The sequence below is a fragment of the Curtobacterium sp. MCBD17_040 genome, assembly GCF_003234805.2.
Classification (GTDB): domain Bacteria; phylum Actinomycetota; class Actinomycetes; order Actinomycetales; family Microbacteriaceae; genus Curtobacterium.
The window spans coordinates 2,395,377-2,415,325 of sequence record NZ_CP126273.1 but is presented as its reverse complement, the minus strand read 5'-3'; the positions used below and the strand labels follow the sequence as shown (position 1 = coordinate 2,415,325).

At 73.5% G+C, this 19,949-nt stretch carries 16 protein-coding genes; 12 read left to right on the top strand and 4 right to left on the bottom strand.

Annotated elements, in window-relative coordinates:
- Positions 1–49 precede the first annotated feature (49 nt).
- The 8 genes from DEI94_RS11340 to DEI94_RS11305 all read left to right on the top strand — a co-directional run bounded on the left by DEI94_RS11340 (position 50) and on the right by DEI94_RS11305 (position 9,725).
- Positions 50–907, top strand: coding sequence for a glycosyltransferase family 2 protein (locus tag DEI94_RS11340; protein WP_111011649.1), 858 nt, complete (start codon positions 50–52; stop codon positions 905–907).
- Complete coding sequence (locus DEI94_RS11335; RefSeq protein ID WP_146249595.1) at positions 904–1,962, top strand: glycosyltransferase family 2 protein; 1,059 nt, start codon at positions 904–906, stop codon at positions 1,960–1,962. Before DEI94_RS11340 ends, DEI94_RS11335 begins: the two co-directional genes overlap by 4 nt.
- Complete coding sequence (locus DEI94_RS11330) at positions 1,959–3,344, top strand: lipopolysaccharide biosynthesis protein (RefSeq protein WP_111027824.1); 1,386 nt, start codon at positions 1,959–1,961, stop codon at positions 3,342–3,344. The genes DEI94_RS11335 and DEI94_RS11330 overlap by 4 nt, the downstream gene beginning before the upstream one ends.
- Positions 3,341–5,317, top strand: coding sequence for a glycosyltransferase family 2 protein (locus tag DEI94_RS11325; protein WP_111027825.1), 1,977 nt, complete (start codon positions 3,341–3,343; stop codon positions 5,315–5,317). The genes DEI94_RS11330 and DEI94_RS11325 overlap by 4 nt, the downstream gene beginning before the upstream one ends.
- Positions 5,314–7,146, top strand: coding sequence for a hypothetical protein (locus tag DEI94_RS11320; protein WP_111027826.1), 1,833 nt, complete (start codon positions 5,314–5,316; stop codon positions 7,144–7,146). Before DEI94_RS11325 ends, DEI94_RS11320 begins: the two co-directional genes overlap by 4 nt.
- 93 nt (positions 7,147–7,239) lie before the next feature.
- Positions 7,240–8,274 carry a glycoside hydrolase family 16 protein gene (locus DEI94_RS11315; RefSeq protein ID WP_111011653.1) on the top strand — a complete coding sequence of 345 codons (1,035 nt, stop codon included), beginning with the start codon at positions 7,240–7,242 and terminating at the stop codon, positions 8,272–8,274.
- A gap of 21 nt (positions 8,275–8,295) precedes the next feature.
- Entirely contained in the window at positions 8,296–9,198 is a 903-nt protein-coding gene (locus DEI94_RS11310; RefSeq protein ID WP_111027827.1) for an alpha/beta fold hydrolase, read from the top strand.
- Positions 9,199–9,212: 14 nt separating this feature from the next.
- Positions 9,213–9,725 carry a 2'-5' RNA ligase family protein gene (locus tag DEI94_RS11305; RefSeq protein ID WP_111011655.1) on the top strand — a complete coding sequence of 171 codons (513 nt, stop codon included), beginning with the start codon at positions 9,213–9,215 and terminating at the stop codon, positions 9,723–9,725.
- A 1,001-nt stretch (positions 9,726–10,726) separates the two neighbouring features.
- On the opposite strand, the gene DEI94_RS11300 is transcribed toward DEI94_RS11305, so the two are convergent.
- The 4 genes from DEI94_RS11300 to DEI94_RS11285 all read right to left on the bottom strand — a co-directional run bounded on the left by DEI94_RS11300 (position 10,727) and on the right by DEI94_RS11285 (position 15,169).
- Positions 10,727–11,974 carry an FAD-binding protein gene (locus DEI94_RS11300; protein ID WP_111027867.1) on the bottom strand — a complete coding sequence of 416 codons (1,248 nt, stop codon included), beginning with the start codon at positions 11,972–11,974 and terminating at the stop codon, positions 10,727–10,729.
- Between the two features lie 155 nt (positions 11,975–12,129).
- Entirely contained in the window at positions 12,130–13,626 is a 1,497-nt protein-coding gene (locus DEI94_RS11295) for a DHA2 family efflux MFS transporter permease subunit (protein WP_111027868.1), read from the bottom strand.
- 80 nt (positions 13,627–13,706) lie between these two features.
- Positions 13,707–14,864 carry an MFS transporter gene (locus DEI94_RS11290; protein ID WP_220038828.1) on the bottom strand — a complete coding sequence of 386 codons (1,158 nt, stop codon included), beginning with the start codon at positions 14,862–14,864 and terminating at the stop codon, positions 13,707–13,709.
- A gap of 23 nt (positions 14,865–14,887) precedes the next feature.
- Positions 14,888–15,169 carry an acylphosphatase gene (locus DEI94_RS11285; RefSeq protein WP_258368805.1) on the bottom strand — a complete coding sequence of 94 codons (282 nt, stop codon included), beginning with the start codon at positions 15,167–15,169 and terminating at the stop codon, positions 14,888–14,890.
- A 165-nt stretch (positions 15,170–15,334) separates the two neighbouring features.
- On the opposite strand from DEI94_RS11285, the gene DEI94_RS11280 reads away from it, so the two are divergent.
- Genes DEI94_RS11280 through nadC form a run of 4 tightly spaced genes read left to right on the top strand, consistent with a single transcriptional unit; the run spans position 15,335 to position 19,942 of the window.
- The gene (locus DEI94_RS11280) at positions 15,335–16,048 is read left to right on the top strand and encodes an NUDIX hydrolase (protein WP_111011693.1); all 714 of its coding nucleotides are present in this window, start codon (positions 15,335–15,337) and stop codon (positions 16,046–16,048) included.
- Complete coding sequence (gene nadA / locus DEI94_RS11275) at positions 16,048–17,376, top strand: quinolinate synthase NadA (RefSeq protein ID WP_284183708.1); 1,329 nt, start codon at positions 16,048–16,050, stop codon at positions 17,374–17,376. Before DEI94_RS11280 ends, nadA begins: the two co-directional genes overlap by 1 nt.
- The gene (nadB, locus tag DEI94_RS11270) at positions 17,376–19,004 is read left to right on the top strand and encodes an L-aspartate oxidase (RefSeq protein WP_111027059.1); all 1,629 of its coding nucleotides are present in this window, start codon (positions 17,376–17,378) and stop codon (positions 19,002–19,004) included. The genes nadA and nadB overlap by 1 nt, the downstream gene beginning before the upstream one ends.
- Positions 19,001–19,942, top strand: coding sequence for a carboxylating nicotinate-nucleotide diphosphorylase (gene nadC / locus DEI94_RS11265; protein WP_111027058.1), 942 nt, complete (start codon positions 19,001–19,003; stop codon positions 19,940–19,942). The genes nadB and nadC overlap by 4 nt, the downstream gene beginning before the upstream one ends.
- The last annotated feature ends 7 nt before the right edge of the window (positions 19,943–19,949 follow it).

The window sequence follows — 19,949 nt, the reverse complement described above, 5'->3', positions numbered from 1 at the left end:
ACCGGCTCCCGAGGCCGGTCGTCACCCGAACCCGAAAAGTGGACACAGCATGAACCCGAACTTGCCTGCGCCCCTCAACGCCCCGATCCCGGCGGAACCGACGATCAGCATCGTCATCCCGGCACGGAACGAGGCGAAGAACCTGGCGCTCGTCCTGCCCACCCTGCCGCCGGTGCACGAGGTCATCCTCGTGGACGGCGACTCGATCGACGGCACCGCCGCGACCGCGAAGGCCGTCATGCCCGACATCCGCGTCGTGTCCCAGACCCGGCGCGGCAAGGGCAACGCCCTCGCCTGTGGTTTCGCCGTGGCGACGGGTGACGTCATCGTCATGTTCGACGCCGACGGTTCCGCCGACCCCACCGAGATCCCGCGCTTCGTCGAGGCGCTGGTGGCCGGGGCCGACGTCGCCAAGGGCTCGCGCTTCCGCCTCGGCGGTGGCAGCGAGGACATCACCGGCGTCCGTCGCGTGGGGAACGCCGGGCTCAACGTCCTGACGAACCTGCTGCTCGGCACCGACTACACGGACCTGTGCTACGGCTTCAACGCGTTCCGGCGGTCCGTGCTCCCGCACCTCGACCTGCCCGCCGTCGACGCCGCGCCCGCGGCCGACGGCCGGATGCTCTGGGGTGACGGGTTCGAGATCGAGACGATCATCAACTGCCGGATCGCGTTCGCCGACCTGGCCGTCGTCGAGGTCCCGAGCGTCGAACGACTGCGGATCCACGGCGAGAGCAACCTCAACGCCGTGTCGGACGGTTTCCGCGTGCTCAAGACGATCCTCGACGAGCGCACGCGCGGCCTGGCCGCTCGCCGCGTCGCCCGGACCGCCGCGAGGACCAGATCGGTGCACCCCGCCGGGGGCGCGATCGCGGTGCCGGCGCGTCAGCGTCGGGACGTCGCGTGACGGTGTGGAACCCCGCCGTCAGCGTCGTCGTCTGCGCGTACACGCAGCGACGGTGGGGTGACCTCCAGGACGCCGTCGACTCCGCGCTCCTCCAGCCGGAGGCCACCGAGGTCGTCGTCGTCATCGACCACGAGCCGGAGCTCCTCCGCATGGCGCAGACGCGCTGGCCGCACCTCACGGTCGTGGCGAACCGTGGTCCCCAGGGTCTGTCCGGTGCTCGGAACACCGGCATGCACGTCGCGTACGGAGACGTCGTCGCGTTCCTCGACGACGATGCCACCGCGGCCGAGGACTGGCTCCGTCATCTCGTCGCCCCGTTCACCGACCCGAAGGTGATCGCGGTCGGCGGGCGGGCGGAGCCGGTCTGGCCCGCGGGTGCCCGTTCGGCGATGTACCCCGACGAACTCCTCTGGATCGTCGGTTGCAGCCACCGCGGCCTCCCCGAGGAGCTCGCCGAGGTCCGCAACGTCCTCGGCTGCTCGATGGCGTTCCGGCGTCGTCCGGCGCTGGCCGCGGGCGGCTTCGACACCGACACCGGTCGTGTCGGCACCGTGCCGCTCGGCGGGGAGGAGACGGAGCTCTGCATCCGCCTCCGACAGCAGGACCCGGAGGCGCGGATCCTGCTCGACCCCCGTGCCGTCGTGCACCACCGGGTGAGCGCCGACCGCGCCACGTGGTCGTACATCCGCAGCCGGAGCTACCACGAGGGCATCTCGAAGGCGATCCTGAGCCGCAAGCTCGGCCGCGAGGACGCCCTGTCCAGCGAGACCGCCTACGCCGCGCACGTGCTCCCGGCAGCCCTCGTCCGCGAACTCGGCCAGGTCGGACGAGGTGGTGCGCGCCGCATCGCTGCGATCGCCCTCATGGCGGCGGCGACGATCGCGGGGTACCTGCGCGCGGCACGGGCGACGCCGACGCTCGGTGCCGCCACGGTCCTCCCGTCCGTCCCCATGGTGACCGGACCCGCGTCATCCGTTCCGGCCCTCCCGTCCGTCGGTCTGGAGGCGCGACACCCGTCCGCCTCGCAGCTCCGCGGCGAGGTGGTGTCCGGGTGAGCGACCAGGTCCTCACGCCCGCCGTGTCGACGCCGGCACGCACGACCATCGGTCGTCGCGTGACGCTCGACTCGATCTGGATCCTCGCCGGCTACGCCGTGACGAGCGCCTCCGGGTTCGTGTTCTGGGTGGTCGCGGCGCGGATCATCCCGCCGGGGAAGCTCGGCGTCGACACCGCGATCTTCTCGATCTTCACGGCCGCGGCGCAGGTCGCGGCGTCCGGGATCGGGGACGCCCTGCTCGTCATGTTGCCGGGGCTGCGTCGCTGGCGCCGACCGCTCTACCGCGTCGGCGTCCTGACCGCGGTGCTCGTCGCGACGGCCGCCGGGGTCGTCGCGGGCGTGCTCGTCGTCCGGTTCGTCGACCCCGCCGCCCCCGCGTGGTCGGTCGTGCTCGGCGTCACGCTCTCGAGCGTCGTGTGGACGCTGTTCGTCCTCAAGGACCCGGTGCTCACCTCGCTCGGTGGGGCCCGGCTCAACCTGACGATGAACGGTCCGGTCAACCTCGCCAAGCTCGCGCTCATCCCGGTGCTCGTCGCGCTGGTCGGCGCGGTCGGCAACCCCGTGCTCGTCGCCGCGGTCCTCCCGGCGGCCGGGGCGCTCGTCGTCGCCTACGGGATCCTGATCCCCCGGAGGATGCGCACGTTCGTCCCGGTCGTCGGGAACGCCGCGGAGCCGGGCCCGGAGGTCGCTCCCGCGTCCACCGACGAGGAGCGGCCGTTCCGCCGGTTCGCGGCCTTCGCGGGCCGGGTCGGCGTCGCGAACGGCCTGTACCTCGGTGGGGTGCTCATCATGCCGTTCCTCGTGACGACCGTCGCGGGCAGCGCGCAGGGCGCCCTGTTCGCGCTGTGCTTCCAGATCGGGCAGGTGCTCGACCTCGTCGTCATCGCGATCGGCACCTCCATGGCGACCCACGCGTCCACGAACCGCAGCGAGGCGGGCGCGCTCGCGTTCCGCACCTGGGTCGCCGTGGTGACCATCGTCGGGCTCGGGGTGGTCGCCCTCGTCGCGCTCGCGCCGTTCGTCCTCGGTCTCCTCGGGCACTACTACGTCGCCGCCGGCGGCGTGGCGGTGCTCAGCACGCTCGCGATCGGCTCCGTGCTGCGGACGGCGTACGAGGTGTGGGGGTCCATGCAGCGATCGCTGCACCGCACCACCGCGGTCCTCGTCGTGAGCGCGTCGTCGACCGTCGTCCTCGTGCCCGTCGCGATCCTGTGCATCGGCGCCTGGGGCGCGCTCGGCGGGGCCATCGCGATGGTCGTCACCACGGTCGGCCTCGCCGCGGTGGGGTTCGTCGGGCTCCTCCGCGCCCGACGCGCGCCGGGCACGGGCCGACACAGCGCCGTCGCCTCGCCCGCCCCGATCGCGGGAGGCGCCGCGTGACCATCGGAACCGACCGCGTGCTGCACCGTCCCATGGCGAGCCCCGTTCCTCCCGTGTGGGCCGGCGCACTCTGGGTCGGCGACCTCGACGTCCGCGAGCTCGACGACGCCGTCGCCCGGGACACCGAGGTGCTGCGGCTCGACGGCGCCGAGGGCTACCGGGGTGCCCGGCTCCTCGTCCGTCGCGGCGACACGGTGCTCGGCTTCGTCGAGGTCCCGGTCGTGGCCGGGGGCCTCGCGATCCCGGTGCTCGCCGACGCGGCCGCACGGTTCGACCGGGGTGCCGCGGAACGCGCCGAGTCCTCGGCGCCGGACACCACCGCGACGACCGTGACCGTCGTGATCTGCACCCGCGACCGGGCCGACCAGCTCCGGGACGCCCTGCGGAGCGTGCTCGCGGTCGACCATCCGGCGTTCGACGTCGTCGTGGTGGACAACGCGAGCGCGACGACGGCCACTGCGGACCTCATCGCGAACGAGTTCACGGACCCGCGTGTGCGCCTCGTGCACGAGGCGCTCCCGGGGCTGTCGAGCGCACGGAACACGGGCCTCCGGCACGCGACGGGCGACGTCGTCGCGTTCACGGACGACGACGTCGTGGTCGATCCGGGTTGGTTGACGGCGATCACCCGTGCATTCGCGAGCGCGCCGGACGTCGAGTGCGTGTCGGGACTCGTGCCGAGCGGCGAACTCAGGACGCCGGTGCAGCGGTACTTCGACGACCGCGTGTCCTGGTCCCGGAACCTGCGTCGCCGCGAGTTCCGGCTCGCCGAGCAGCCCGCCGACCTGCCGATGTTCCCGTTCTCGGTCGGCGAGTTCGGCACGGGCGCGAACTTCGCCCTCCGTCGGCGCACCGCCCTGGAGCTCGGCGGGTTCGACACGGCGTTCGGCGCCGGGACCCGCACGGGCGGCGGCGAGGACCTCGACGTGTTCACCCGGGTGCTGTTCGCCGGCGGGGCGCTCGTCGTCGACCCGTCCGCGCTCGTGTGGCACCGCCACCGCTCCGACCTGGCGGCGCTCCGGTCGCAGGCGAAGGGCTACGGCGTCGGGCTCGGCGCGTGGCTCACGAAGGTGGCCCTCGAGCCCCGCATGGCGGCCCGCGCGGCCCGTCGTGCGCCCCAGGCCTTCGTCCGGCTCGTCGGCAAAGGCGCCGGCGGGCTGGCGGAGGGACCCGAACACGCCGTCGGCGGCACGGACCCGAGTCCGCCGCCGACGGTGGGGTCCGCTCCCGCCGGCAGTGTGACCGCGATGTTGATGGGCTCGACCGCCGCGGCCGTTCCGACCACCGCCGCGACGGCCCTGACCGACCCCACGGCGCTCGCCGCGACCCCGACGCACGAGGAGCTCGCGCGCGAGGTCCGCCGCGTCGGCCGGCTCGAACTCGCGAGCGTCCTGCTCGGTCCCGCCCGGTTCCTCCGGCAGCGGTGGGACGGAGCGACCGTCCTCGACCCCGCGTCGCGCACCGCGGTGACCGACGCCGGCGCGCCGGCCACGGCCTCCACCATGCCGATCCGACACCCCACCCCCTGGGGCATCGTCGCGGCGCTCGTCGCCCTCGTCGGGCTGACCGCACTCGTGCCCGACACCGCGGAGTGGTGGCGCGGCATCGCCGTCGGCGCCCTCGTGCTCGTCGGACCGGGCGCGGCCCTGCGGACCTGGATCGACATGCGGCCCTCGACGACCCTCGTGGTGGTGCCCGCGACGGGCATCGCGGTCACGATCCTCCTCACCGCTGCCATGGCGGCCACGGGCATCTGGGGCGTGGACGGGGCGCTCGTCGTGATCGCACTCCTGACCGCCGCCGGCGGCCTCGACCGGTGGGTCCTCGCGGGACGGCGACCCGAACGCCGCACCGCCCATCGGTCGAGGGTCCCGCGGTTCGAACGCTGGCTCACCGAACGGGCCACCGTCGTCCGTGGCCGCCTGCGTCCCATGCGCCGCCACGGACGCGCCGAGGAGGGAGCCTCGTCGTGACGACACCGACCCTCCTCCTCGCGGGCCTGCGGGCCACCGGGTTCCGGTCCGCCAGCGTCACCGTTCCGCGGTCGCGCGCGCACGTCGTCGTGGCGACCCGGCTCGTCGTCGTGGCGGCACTCGTGGTGGCGGTGGTGTCGATCCCCGCGATCCCGTCCGCGACGCACACCACCCTCGGGCTGCTGTTCGCCGGCGTGCCCGGCGTGCCGATCGCGATCGGCCTGTCCGGCCTCGGGTTCGTGCTCGCGGTCCGGTCGGGCTCCGTCGTGGACGCGTGGGTGGCGACCGTCGTGTCGGTGCTGTGCATGCGCCTCCCGATCGCCCTCGGGGCCGGCGCTCCGATCTACAGCTGGACCTACAAGCACCTCGGGGTCGTCGACTGGATCCAGCACCACGGGCACGTCGCCACGGGGGTCGACATCTACGCGGGGTGGCCCGGTGTGTTCGCGGCGATCGCGTGGTTCTCGACCGCCACGGGGATCTCGCCGGTGTCGATCGCGCAGTGGTTCGAGGTCGGCGCGGACATCGCCCTCGTCGGCGCCGTCGGCGCCCTCGCACGGTCCCTCGGGACGTCGCGACTGAGCGCCGTCACCGCCGCGTTCATCGTCGGCGTCGCGAACTGGGTCGGCCAGGACTACCTGTCTCCGCAGGCCGTGTCGTTCCTCCTCGGGATCGTCATCGTCACACTCCTGGTCCGCAGCCGCACGCGTCCGGTGCTCGGATGGCTGACCCTGCCCCTGTTCGCCGCGATCGCGGTGTCCCACCAGTTGACGCCGTACTGGCTGCTCGTCGTCGCGGCCGCGTTCGGCGTGCTCGGCACGGTCCGGCCGCGGACGATCGTCGTCCCGTTCGGGATCCTCGCCGGCCTCATGGTGCTGCTCAACTGGCACCTCGTGCAGGAGTACACGACGGGGCAGGCGTTCGACCCGCTCGCGAACGCGCAGACCGCGTCGACCGGTGCCGGCAGCATCGGCATGACGGTGACGGCACTCGCGGCGCGGGCGGTGTCCCTCGGCGTCTGGGGATCGGCCGGGTTGCTCGTCCTGGCCGGGCTCCGTCCCGACCGCTTCGGCGGCACACGGCTCCGCCGCTGGAGCACCCTCCGGCTGGCGGTGGTCGCCTTCGCGCCGTTCGCGCTCCTCGCCGGGCAGAGCTACGGCGGCGAGGCCATCTACCGCGTGTTCCTGTACTCCGTCCCCGGCTGCGCCGTCCTCATCGCGCCGGTGCTCGTCCGGTGCATCCGCGCGGGCGTCCGGGGCCGCGTCGACATCCGGACGGGAGGCGCGGTCCACGCACGTCGATCGAGGAGCGCCGTGCTCGCCGGTCGCCTCGCCCTGACGGGGACGGCGGTCGCCGTCGTCGTGGCGTCGCTCGCATCGGGGCAGGCGGTCTACGGTGCCTGGTTCTCCAACCTCGTGACGCCGGCCGAACTCAGCGTCAGCACGCAGCTGCTCGAGACCGCGCCCGTGCCGTCCCAGCTCCTCGCGCCGGCCGCCGCCGGACCCGGGCGGATGACGGAGCAGTACGTCGACCAGGCGCGCGTGGACCCGCAGTTCGACGCGAGCATGACGACCTGGGCGGGGTGGGCCGGACAGTCCTTCCGGGACCCGGCCGTCGAGCAGAAGCTCACCACGGCCCTCCGGGGCGGCGGGCGCCCGGTGTACATGCTCATCACGGACCAGATGGTCGACTGGGCCGAGTACAATGGCACGTACCCCCACGGCGCGCTGCAGCGGCTCAGCGGACAGATCGCTGCGGACCCGCGCTGGACCACGGTCGTGTCGGCGCCCGGCGTGGTGCTGTACCGGCTGACGGGGACGACCTCGTGACCGCGATCGCGCGTCGTCCGGACCCCGCGCTGCCGACACCGACGGCCGTCCGCGTGGGCGCTCCCGCCACCGAGCGGCGGTGGGAGGACACTCGTGCCGACCCCGACACCTGACGCGTTCCCCGTCGCCCGGATCGTCGAGCACGGCGGCGTGCCCCTCCACGACCGCACCACGCGACACGGCGGGACGGCTCGGCACGGGGGTTCGGCGCTCGCGCGTGCCTCGGACGGCGGGCGCACGATCCCGGTCCCACGGCGGCGTCGCCCCCTGCTGTGGATCGTCGTGCTCGCCGGGGTGGTCGTCGTGGCGCTCGTCGTCGCCTGGGCCGTCCGGCCGCGAGGAGGAGACCCGGTGACCCAGCCCGCGCCGACCCCGAACGGGACACCGTCCTCGACCCCGAGCCCGTCCGGCGTCGTGCGCGACGACTTCGACGGCACCGCGGGGTCTCCGCCCGACCCGTCCGTCTGGACCGCACAGACCGGGGCCGGTGGCTGGGGCAACGGCGAACTGCAGACCTACCAGGCGGCGAACGGCGTGCTCGACGGCAGCGGGCACCTCGTGCTCACCGCGCACGTCGGGGGCACCCCCGCCACGCCGACCTACACCTCGGCCCGGCTGACCACCGCGGGCAAGTTCTCGTTCACCACCGGCACGCTGTCCGCCCGGATCGAGCTGCCCGACGGCCAGGGGCTCCTGCCCGCGTTCTGGTTGCTCGGCTCGGACGTCGACCACGTCGGATGGCCCGCGGCCGGTGAGGTGGACATCGTCGAGACGCCGAACACCACCGCGGACTCGGTGCACACGGTCCACGCGCCGAGCACCACCTCGGACACCCAGGACGTCGCGTCGAGCACGACCGTCCACCACAGCACACCGCTGAGCGACGGCTTCCACGTGTACTCGGTGTCGCGCACCGCCGACAGCATCACGACCGCCATCGACGGTCACACTGCGATGCGCATCACCCGCTCCACCGCTCCGCCGACCATGCGCTGGGTGTTCGACCAGCCGATGGACGTCCTGTTCAGCCTCGCCGTCGGCGGGAACTGGCCCGGTCCGCCGGACGCGTCCACCCCCACGACGTCACGGATGGTCATCGACTGGATCCAGGTGGATTCCCGAGCCTGACGATCGTGGTTGGCTCGGGGCATGCCCATCGTGTCGACCCCCGTCGCCGACCTCGAGTACCACGACGACGGACCGGCCGACGGCACCCCGGTCCTGCTGCTCCACGGGTTCCCCGACACGCCCGCGACCTGGGACGGTGTGCTCGCGCTCCTGCCCGACGACGTCCGGGCGATCCGGCCGATGCTCCGCGGGGTGGGTGCGAGCCGGGTTCGTGACGACGCCGCCGACGCCCGGTCCGGTCAGGTCGCCGCGCTCGCCGCCGACGTCCTCGACCTGGCCGACGCGCTCCGACTCGACCGGTTCCTGCTCGTCGGGCACGACTGGGGCGCCAGGGCCGCACACGCCGTCGCCGTGCTCGCTCCCGAGCGACTCACCGGACTCGTCACGATCGCGACGCCGTACGGGGACCGGGGACACCTGAGCGCCGCGGAACGACTCGACGACGCCGCGGTCGCCTGGTACCGGTACTGGCTCTGCACCGAGGCCGGCGCGCGGGCCTTCCGCACCGACCCCACCGCGCTCGTCCGGTGGGCCTGGGCCAACTGGTCCCCCTCGCTCCGGCTCGACCCCACCGAGGAGCAGGCCATGCTCGGCGCGTTCGACACGGACGAGTTCGCCGCCGACGTCGTGCACTACTACCGACACGGTGCGGGCGAGGCGCCCGGCTCGCCCCGGTACGCCTCGACCCAGGCGCTCCTCGACACGTGGCCGGCGATCACGGTGCCGACGACCTTCCTCATCGGCACGGCCGACGGGTCCGAGACCCTGCCCGCAGCCCGGGGCAACGAGGCGTCCTTCGCGAGCGGACGCGACCTCGTCGAGCTCCCCGGCGTGGGCCACTTCGTCCAGCGTGAGGACCCCATCGCCGTCGCCGCCGCGGTCCGCGCACACCTCGACCGCGTGCGCCGCGCCGCCGACGCCTGAGGGGCCCCCGCACCGTGCGCAGCATCGAGCTCGTCTTCGACGACGCCACCGACGGCGCCCTCCGTGCCGGATGGCGGGCCCTGGTCGACGCGGGGCTCCCGAGCCTCGCGCTCCACGACAGCCCGTCGAACCGGCCGCACGTGACCCTGGTGGCCGGGCCGACGCTGGAACCGGTGCCGTCCCTCCCGGGCGTCGCCGCCACCCACCCTGCCGAGGTGCGGTTCGGCGGCCTCACCCTGTTCCCGGCCGCCCGTGGGCGGTTCGTGCTCGTGCGCGCCGTCGTCGTGTCCGAGGCACTCGGCGCGTTCCACCGCCGCGTCCACGAGGTCGTACCCGGGGGCCTCCCGACGAGCCTGCCGGACGCCTGGTCGCCACACGTCACCATCGCGCGACGCCTGCCGCCCGAGGCGCTCCCCGCAGCGGTCTCCGCGCTCGCGGCGGTCCCCGTGCCCGAGTTCGGCGCGGTCGCCGGCGTCCGGTTCTGGGACGGGGACGAGCGGGTGGTGACGCCCCTCACCGGTGTGTGAGGCGCGGCCGCGCGACCGCGCTGCCGCGTGACCGCGTGACCGCGCGACCGCGCGACCGCGCGACCGCGTGGCCGCGTGACCGCGTGAACGCGTGTGTCGACAACGCAGGAAGAGGGCGTCTCCGGCGGGGTCGGGCCTCCGCTCCGGACCTGCGTTCCTGCGTTGTCGACGGGGCGCTCGGGGTTCGAGGCAGCTGCTGTTGCTCCGGTCCGTTCCGTCCGCCCACCCCGTCCGGCCGTCCCGTCCGTTGGCTTCTCCCGTTCGCTCCGCTGCCACGTGGACAACGCAGGAAGACCGCGTTCACTCGGGGGTCGGGTCCCTGCAGCGGCACCATTTTCCTGAGTCGTCGACGGGCCGCTGCCGCCCCGAGGCGGGTGCCGTTCCTCCGGGTCGTTTCCACCGTTCGCTGTGGCCGCTCGCTGCGATCGTGCGCTGCGCACGGTTCGCTCCGCTGTCGTGTCGAGAACGCAGGACGACAGCGTCGCTGGTGGGGCGAGGGCTCTGCTCCGGGCTTGGGTTCCTGCGTTGTCGACGGGTCGCTGCGGCCCTGAGGCGGGTGCCGTTCCTCCTGGGCGCTTCCATCGTCCGCTGCGATCGTGCGCTGCGCCCGTGCGCTGCGCACGGTTCGCTCCGCTGTCGTGTCGAGAACGCAGGAAGACGGCGTCGCCGTTGAGGGGCGCTTCGCCATTCGCGCCGATTTCCTGATTCATCGACGGTCGGGATGGGATGGGATGGGATGGGACGGGACGGGACGGGACGGGACGGGACTGGGCAGGGTGGGAGGCGCGGCGCCTCCGGACGGGAGGCGCGGTGCCGGCAGGGCGGGAGGCGCGGCACGGGCGGCGCGACCGGACCGGAGGCGCGGCGCGACCGGACCGGAGGCGCGGCGCGACCGGAGGTGCGGCGGGCGCGACCGGACAGGAGGCGCGGCGCCGATGAGCGGCACGTGACGCCGCGACGACGGTTGCGGCCCGGCCACCGAGGCCGGGCCGGGAGGCGCCTCAGACCCCGAGGACGCGCTCGCCGAACGCGGACGCGAACCGCCGTTCCGGGTCCATCCGGGCGACGAGGGACCGGAACGCGGGGAGCCGTGGGTAGAGCGCCGCGATGGCATCCGATCCGAGGGACGACATCTTGCCCCAGTGGGGCCGTGCTTCGAACGGGACGAGCGCGGCCTCGATGTCCGGCAGCAGCGCGGCGACCTCGTCGACGTGACGGCGCCAGGTGAACGCGATGCACAGCGTCGCGGATCCCTGACCGGGGCTGAGCCACAGGTCGTCAGGAGCGGTGGTCCGGAGCTCCGCGACGTGGAGGTGTGGGCGGATGCGGTCGCCGAGCGCGTGGACGGCGTCGAGTGCCTCGGCGGCCCGGTCGAGCGGCACGAAGTGCTCACTCTGGATCTCGGACCCGACCGACGGCACCGTGCCCACGGTGAAGTGGGGGAGGCGGTCCCACCATGGTCCGGGTGTCCCGTCGCGGGCCGTGCGGTGGTCGTCACCCGGTAGCGGCGGCAGGCGATGTGCGCCGACGATGGCCTCGGGCACGGCGACGTCGTCGGCGCCGTCGGGGATCCGCGTCTTCACGAGGACCTCGCGCACCGTGCCGTCCCAGTTCGTGAAGCAGCACACGCTCGTCCCGGCGGCGAAGACCTCGCGCACGGACCCGAGGAACGCCGTCCAGGGGATCGCGCCGTATGCGTCCTGGCGCATCCGGTAGGTGGGCTCGACGTCCAGTGTGATCCGGGTGACGACCCCGAGGAGGCCCAGGTGGAGCACCGCGCCCGCGTGCTCCGGGTCGCCTCGGACGATCCGGTGCAGGGTCCCGTCCCCGCCGACGAACTCGAGACCGGCGACCGCTGACGACAACGACCCGAGGCGGGTGCCGGAGCCGTGCGTTCCGGTGGCGGTGGCGCCTCCGACCGAGATGTGCGGCAGCGAGCCCATGTTGTGGAGCGCGAGACCCGCGGCGTCGAGCGCGGGAGCGACGTCGCCGTACCGCGTGCCGGCGCCGAGCGTCACCGTCCGGCGGTCCGGCGCGATCTCCAGGTCGGGGGGGATCGCCGTGACGTCCACGAGCACGCCCGGTCCGTCGGCGACGTCGTTGAACGAGTGACGGGTGCCGATGCCGCGCACCCGTTCGGCTCCCGACACGAGTTCCTGCACGGCCTCGATCGAGGTGGGGCGTTCGATGCGCTCGGCGGTGTACGTGTAGGTGCCCGCCCAGTTCAGCTCGCTCGTCATCGCGCCCATGGGGGTCACCCTCTCATGCGACGGGGAGGCGTCGGTGCTTCCGACCCGTCGGTCAGACGGACAGACGGGTCGTGTCGGTCGCGTCTCGGTCGCAGCGCAGCGCAGCGCAGCGCAGCGCGTCGGTCGGTCGGTCGGTCGGTCGGTCGCACCGAGGGTCAGTGCGTGGGCGACGGCACGAGGCCCGGCGCGAGCTCCGGCTTGCGGACCATCGCGGAGGCGGCGATGCCGAACAGCGAGATGATCGCGCCGACGAGGAACGCCGTCCGGACGCCGGCTGCGGTCGCATCGACCGAGACCGCCGAGCTCGCGCCCCCACCCGCGGCAGCGGTGCCGATCGCCATGAGGGTGACGAAGAGGGCAGTCCCCGCAGCCCCCGCCAGCTGCTGAGCCGTTCCGAGCAGCGCCGACCCGTGCGAGTACAGGTCGGGCGTGAGTCCACCGAGTCCCGCAGTGAACAACGGCGTGAAGGTGAGCGCGAGCCCGATGCTGAGGAGCACGTGCGCCGCGAGCACGAACCACACGCTCGTCGTCGGACTGAGCATCGTGAACATCCACAGCACGACGCTCACGAGGACTGCGCCCGGCACCGCGAGCACCTGCGCGCCGTGCTGGTCGTACAGCCGCCCGACCACCGGCGAGAGCAGACCCATGACGAGCCCGCCGGGCAGGAGCAGCAGACCGACCTGCAGGACGGGCAGCCCGAGCACGGTCTCGAGGTAGATCGGCAGCAGGATCAGCGTGCCGAACATGGCGATCATCGCGATGCACATGGCGACGATCGCGATGGTGAACGTCCGCACCCGGAACGTCCGCAGGTCGAGCAGCGCGCGGTCCCGTCGCTGCAGGGACCGTTGCCGCGCGATGAACCCCACGAGTGCGACGAGTCCGACCGTGAGCGCGACGACGGGAGTCCAGATGCCCCCGATGCCGATCGTCGCGATGCTGGACAGGCCGTACACGATCCCGCCGAAGGCGAAGGCGGACACGATGACGGAACCGACGTCGAGTGGGACGCGTCGTGGCGTGGAGACGTTCCGCACCTTGAGGAGCCCGATGACCAGGGCCGCGAGCGCGATCGGGAGGACGAAACCGAACATGGACCGCCACGTGAACGACTGCAGGATGAGCCCCGAAATCGTGGGCCCGATCGCCGGCGCCACCGAGATCACGATCGAGATGTTGCCCATCACGCGGCCACGGCGTTGCGGCTCGACGAGTGTCAGCACGGTCGTCATGAGCAGGGGCATCATGATCGCCGTTCCGCTCGCCTGCACGACCCGGCCGACGAGCAACACCGGGAACCCCGGCGCGAGCAGGGCGATCACGGTGCCCGCCGAGAACAGGCTCATCGCCCATGTGAACACGGGCCGCGTCGGGAACTGCTCGAGCAGGAACCCGGTGATCGGGATCACGACCGCCATGGTCAACATGAACCCGGTGGTGAGCCATTGCCCCGTCGTCGCGCTGATGTCCAGGTCCGTCATGAGCCGCGGGAGGGCCACGCCCATGATCGTCTCGTTCAGGATGACGACGAACGCGGAGACGAGCAGGAGTCCGATGACCAGGCGCGCGGTCGCCGGGGACGTCGACGACGGCCCAGCCGGCTCGGAACGAGCGCTGGTGATGACGGTGGCGGCGTCGGGATCGGCCATGCACCGAGGCTAGCGGCCTCCTGTGACATCGGACAGGGTCAGCTGGACGTCCGGGGAGCCCGGGGCCAGCGCGGCGACGCTCAGCGCGCGACCGCGTCGAACGACCGCAGCCGGAACAACCCGAGCAGCGTCCCGACGACGACCGCGGCGGCGAACACCACGCCCGTCGCGGTCAGTCCGACGGCATGGCTGAGCAGCCCCGCCGCGACGGCGGGGACGGCGATCGCCAGGTACGCCACCACGAAGTACGTGGTCGTCGTGGCGGTGCGGTCCGCTGCCGCCGTGGCGCCCGTGACGGTCCGGAGGCCCGCCATGAACAGGAGGCCCTGCCCGGCCCCGGCGAGCACTGCGGACGCGATGAGGGTGGGCAGCGACGCGGCGAGCAGAGCGACGACGAGCACCGCCATGCCGACGACGAGGCCGACGGTCCCGACGAGGACGAGTGCCCTGTTCGAGAGGGGACGGAGCGACACCTGCGCCGCCGCGGAGGCGCCGAACAGCAGGAAGGTCACGGTCCCGACGACCGCGGGCGAGTGCACCCCGATGACCGTGCCGACGAAGTTCGGCGCGATCGACGAGAACAGCCCGCACACCGCGAACCCCGTGACCGCCCCGATGGCGGCCGCGCCGAAGACCGACCGGGTCTCCGACGGGACGCGCGGCGGTTGCAGCCGGAACGGCGTCCGCTCGCCGGCGGTCTCGCGCATCGCGAGCAGGGCGACCCCCGCGATGACGAGCAGTCCGGCGTGCACCACGTACGGCGCGCGGAGGGGCCACGGGGTGACGGTCGCGACCACGCCCGCCATGAGCATGCCGAGTCCGAGCCCGCCGATGTTCCCCGCGGTGGCGAGCGCTCCGGCGAGCTTCTCGCGGCCCCGGGGGGCGGCCTCGAGCACCGCGACCGTGGCGGTGGACGTGAAGATGCCCGCGGAGAACCCCGAGAGCACCCGCCCCGCGTAGAGGAGCCACTCGGGGGTCCCGACCGTGAACAGCCCCGCCGAGAGCAGGGACAACACGATGCCGACGAGGAGCGCGGGTCGACGACCGATCGTGTCCGACAGACGCCCGACGACCACGAGCGCGAGGATCACGCCGCCGGCGTAGACCGCGAACAGCACGGTCGTCGCGGCGCTGCCGAACCCGAAGTGCGCCTCGTAGGTCGGGTAGAGGGGCGTCGGGATGGTCGTCCCCATCATGACGGCGGTGAAGACGTAGACGGCGGCGACGAGTCCGGGCACCCGTCCGACCGTACTCGGCGGCGTCAGTGCAGGATGTCGAACGACCCGCCGTCGGCGTGGGGCGCGACCGAGCGCACCGCGACGTCGGTGACGGTGGCCGACGGCGGCCCGACGTGGAGGAGCTCCATGAGGGTGTCGACGGCCGTCTCCGGTCCCTCGGCCTCCACCTCGACCGTCCCGTCGAACAGGTTGCGTGCGTACCCGGCGAGCTCGAGCCCGTCCGCCTTCCGTGCGGTCCAGTAGCGGAATCCGACCCCCTGGACCGATCCGGACACGACGGCGTGCATCCTCGTGATCGGTGTCATGCCGCCCACTGTAGGAGCGGTGCGTTCCATGGCCGTCACGGCCCGTCCTCGTCGCGGTGACGATCCGGCCGCACCTCTGCCGATTCGCGTCGGCGGAGGGATGGGGTCATACTGACCTCATCAGTTCGGGTCACTCCGACCAGAACCCGATGGACCAGGATCATGATGACCACACCGGAGCACGGCATCCGCGTCGCCGTGTCGACGGTCATCGTGGCGCTCCGACGGCACCCTGAGACGGGCGAACTCGCGCTGGCGATGCCCCTGGTCCGCCGCGTGACCGAGCCGTTCGAGGGGTCCTGGGCGCTGCCCGGTGGATGGGTCGGCGTCGACGAGGGCCTCGAGGAGTCCGCGGCCACCCGGCTGTTCGAGACCACCCGCGTGCAGCCCCGGTACCTCGAGCAGCTGTACGCCTTCGGCGACGTCGACCGATCGCCGGACCGGGTGGTCTCGATCGTCTACTGGGCGCTCGTCCGCGGCGACGAGACGCCCGGTGTGCCCGACGACTGGAACGTCCGTTGGTTCTTCGCCGAGCACCTGCCACGACTCGCCTTCGACCACGACCGCATCGTCGACTACGCGCTGTGGCGCCTGCGGAACAAGGTCGGCTACTCGCGGATCGCCCAGGCGTTCCTCGGCGACCGCTTCACGCTCGCCGAGCTCCGCAGCGTCCACGAGGCGATCCTCGGCCGTCGCCTGGACCCGGCGAACTTCCGCCGGCAGGTGGCCCAGTCGGACGCGATCGTCGCGACCGACGAGGTGTCGTCGGGAGGCCGTCACCGACCGGCGCGCCTGTACCGCTCCAACCCCCTCCTCGCCTTCGCCGACAACGGGCCCCTCGGATCCGACCGGCCCCCAGCACCACCGACGGGAACCTGATGTCCATCGCAACCACCATCGACCTCATCTCGAACGGTCGCGCGGCCGGCAGCACCTGCACGCCGGACCTCGCCGCCCCCACCTGGACCTTCGATGCCCGGCCCGGCTACGGTCCCGGGTCCTCGATGTCCGACCTCATCCCCACCTCGGCGCCGCGCCAGGGCGTGATCCCGGAGGAGTACCGGACCGCGCCGGAGGCCGAGCTGCACGCCCGGATCGAGGCCGCCAAGGCCACCCTCGGCGATCGGGTCGTCGTGCTCGGGCACTTCTACCAGCGCGACGAGGTCGTGCGACACGCGGACTTCCTCGGCGACTCCTTCCAGCTCGCGAACGCCGCGCTCACCCGTCCCGACGCCGAGGCGATCGTGTTCTGCGGCGTCCACTTCATGGCCGAGACCGCGGACGTCCTCGCCCGCCCCGAGCAGCACGTCATCCTGCCGAACCTCGCCGCCGGGTGCTCGATGGCGGACATGGCCGACATCGACAGCGTCGAGGCGGCCTGGGAGCAGCTCGAACTCCTGTACGGCACCGAGCCTGACGCCGACGGCCGCGTGCCGGTGATCCCGGTCACCTACATGAACTCGGCGGCGGACCTCAAGGCGTTCTGCGGTCGTCACGGCGGCATCGTCTGCACGTCCTCGAACGCCGCGACCGTCCTCGAGTGGGCGTTCGAGCGCGGCCAGCGCGTCCTGTTCTTCCCGGACCAGCACCTCGGGCGGAACACCGCGAAGGCGATGGGGATCAGCACCGACCGCATGCCGATGTGGAACCCCCGGAAGCCGCTCGGCGGCAACGACGCCGCAACGCTCCAGGCGGCCCAGGTCGTCCTGTGGCACGGGTTCTGTTCCGTGCACCGCCGGTTCACCGTCGAGCAGATCGAGCAGGCGCGCGCCGCCGATCCCGACGTCGTCGTGGTCGTGCACCCCGAGTGCCCGATGGAGGTCGTCGACGCCGCGGACGTCGCCGGCAGCACCGACCTCATCCGCAAGGTCGTCGCCGCGGCCGAGGAGCCCACGACCTTCGCGATCGGCACCGAGATCAACATGGTGAACCGGCTGGCGGCCGAGTTCCCGCAGCACGACATCTCCTGCCTCGACCCCGTGGTGTGCCCGTGCTCGACGATGTACCGGATCCACCCGGGCTACCTCGCATGGGTGCTCGAGGCGCTGGTCCGCGGCGAGGTCCTCAACGAGGTCCGCGTCCCGGACGACATCGCGGCCGACGCGCGGGTCGCGCTCGAGCGCATGCTCGCCGCTCGCCCCCGCCCCCTCGCCCCCGCCCGTCCCCTCGCCCCCGCCCGTCCCCTCGACGCAGGCCGGGAGGCCTGATGCACGTCGTCGTCGTCGGCTCCGGCATCGCGGGCCTCACCACCGCCGTCCGTGCCAGCGGACGACACGACGTCACCCTCGTGACGAAGGGCGCCCTCACCGACGCGGCGACCGCGTACGCACAGGGCGGCATCGCGGTCGCGCTCGGCGCGGACGACTCGGTCGGCGCCCACGTCGCGGACACCGTCGCAGCCGGTGCGGGAGCCGGGGACCAGCACGCGATCGAGGTCCTCTGCGCCGACGGACCGGCTCGCGTCCGGGACCTCCTCGCGATCGGCATCGCGTTCGACCGGACCCGCGACCCGGCGAGCCAGGAGGTGCACGGCGACGACCTGACGCGCGGTGTCGAGGCCGCCCACGGCCGCCGTCGCATCCTGCACGCGGACGGCGACGCGACCGGCGCGGCGATCGAACGAGCGCTCGTCCGCGCGCTGCTCGACCGCCACGTCACGATCCTCGAGCGGACGTTCCTCGTCGACCTGGTCGTGCACGAGGGCGCCGTCCGCGGCGTGGACGTCCTCGACCTCCTCGGCGAACCGCTGCGCATCGCCGCCGACGCGGTCGTCCTCGCGACGGGTGGGGCCGGGCACCTCTACCGACACACCACGAACCCGCTCGTGGCGACGGGGGACGGCGTGGCGGCCGCGTGGCGTGCCGGTGCCGTCCTCGCGGACCTCGAGTTCGTGCAGTTCCACCCGACCCGCCTCGCGGTCCCCGGCGGCGGCCTGGTCTCCGAGGCAGTGCGCGGGGAGGGCGCGGTCCTCCGCGACCAGGCGGGGCGCCGCTTCATGACGGCCGTGCACCCCGACGCGGAGCTCGCACCCCGTGACGTCGTCGCTCGCGGCATCGCGGCCGCGATGCGCGCGCAGGGCGGGGATCCCGTGATGCTCGACGCCACCGCGCTCGGTGCCACGCTCCCGATCCGGTTCCCGGGGCTGACCCGGGCCACGCGGGCGGCGGGGTTCGACTGGACGCGCGAACCCGTGCCCGTCGCGCCGGCGGCGCACTACGCGATGGGCGGGATCGCGACCGACGTCGAGGGCCGGGCGAGCCTCCCGGGCCTGTCCGCGGTCGGCGAGGCGGCCTGCACCGGCGTCCACGGCGCGAACCGCCTGGCGTCGAACTCCCTGCTCGAGGGGCTCGTCTTCGGCGTGCGCGCCGCCGACGCCCTCGACGTCCCGCGGCCGGCACGGCCGCGCCTGCGGGGTCCGCACGCACTCGCGGTCACGTCCGTGGCGGACCCGGACCGGGCCTCCCGGCCGGGAGGCCCGGCACCGGTCGACGAGGCTCGCGTGCGTCCGGCGCTCCAAGCCGTCATGGAGGACCGGGTCGGGTTGCTCCGCGACGCCGACGGACTGGCCGACGCCGCGCGGGACCTCGCGGCGCTCGAGGTCGCCGCCCCGACGCCGAGCGTCGGCGCACTCGAGGACCGCAACCTCCTGACCCTCGCCCGCCTCGTCACCCACGCGGCGGCGGCCCGCACCGAGTCCCGCGGCGCCCACGCCCGCACCGACCACCCCGGCACCGACCCCGCGCAGGCGCGGCCCCTCGCCTGGGTGTCGACGACGCAGGGGACCGTGTCCCTCACGGTCCCCACCACCGCACCACGACAGGGAGTTCCTGCATGACCGACATCACGACCGGTGCCACTGCCGCCGCGCCCACGACCCCCACCGCAGTCGGGGCGATCCCGCCGCATGCGCTGCGTCGCGTCATCGAGACCGCGCTCGAGGAGGACGCCCCCTGGGGCGACGTGACGAGCGAGGCGTTCGTGCCCGCCGACGCCACGGCCACCGCCACCCTGGCCGCGCGCGAGCCGGGCGTGCTCAGCGGCGGTGCCGTGTTCGCCGCCGTCATGGCCGCGGTCGACCCCGGCATCGTCGTCACACTCGAGCGTGCGGACGGCGCCACGTTCGCGGCCGGCGACACGCTCGCGATCGTCTCCGGTGCCGCGCGGTCGGTGCTCCGCGCGGAACGCGTCGCCCTCAACCTCGTGCAGCGGATGTCCGGCATCGCCACGGTCACCGCGCGCTACGTCGCGGCGGTGGCCGACACCCGTGCTCGCATCGTCGACACCCGCAAGACGACGCCCGGCCTCCGCGCGCTGGAGCGACACGCGGTCCGCTGCGGGGGCGGACACAACCACCGGACGTCGCTGTCCGACGCGGTGCTCGCCAAGGACAACCACCTGGCGGTGCTCGCAGCCCGGGGCGTCCCGACCGAGGAGGCCATCCGCGCAGCGCGGGAGCGGCTCGGGCACACCGTCCACCTCGAGGTCGAGGTCGACCGCATCGACCAGATCGAACCCGTGGTCGGCGCCGGCGTCGACACGATCATGCTCGACAACTTCACGCCGGACATGCTCCGTGCGGGCGTGGCGCTCGTCGGCGGTCGCGCCCTCGTCGAGGCGTCGGGTGGCGTGACGCTCGAGTCCGTCGCGGCCATCGCGGCGACCGGCGTGGACATCGTGTCCGTCGGAGCGCTCACGCACTCGGCCCGGGCGCTCGACCTCGGGCTCGACGTCGTCGTCGAGCCCGACGTCGCCACGGCCCCGCGCGATCGCTAGGACGGCC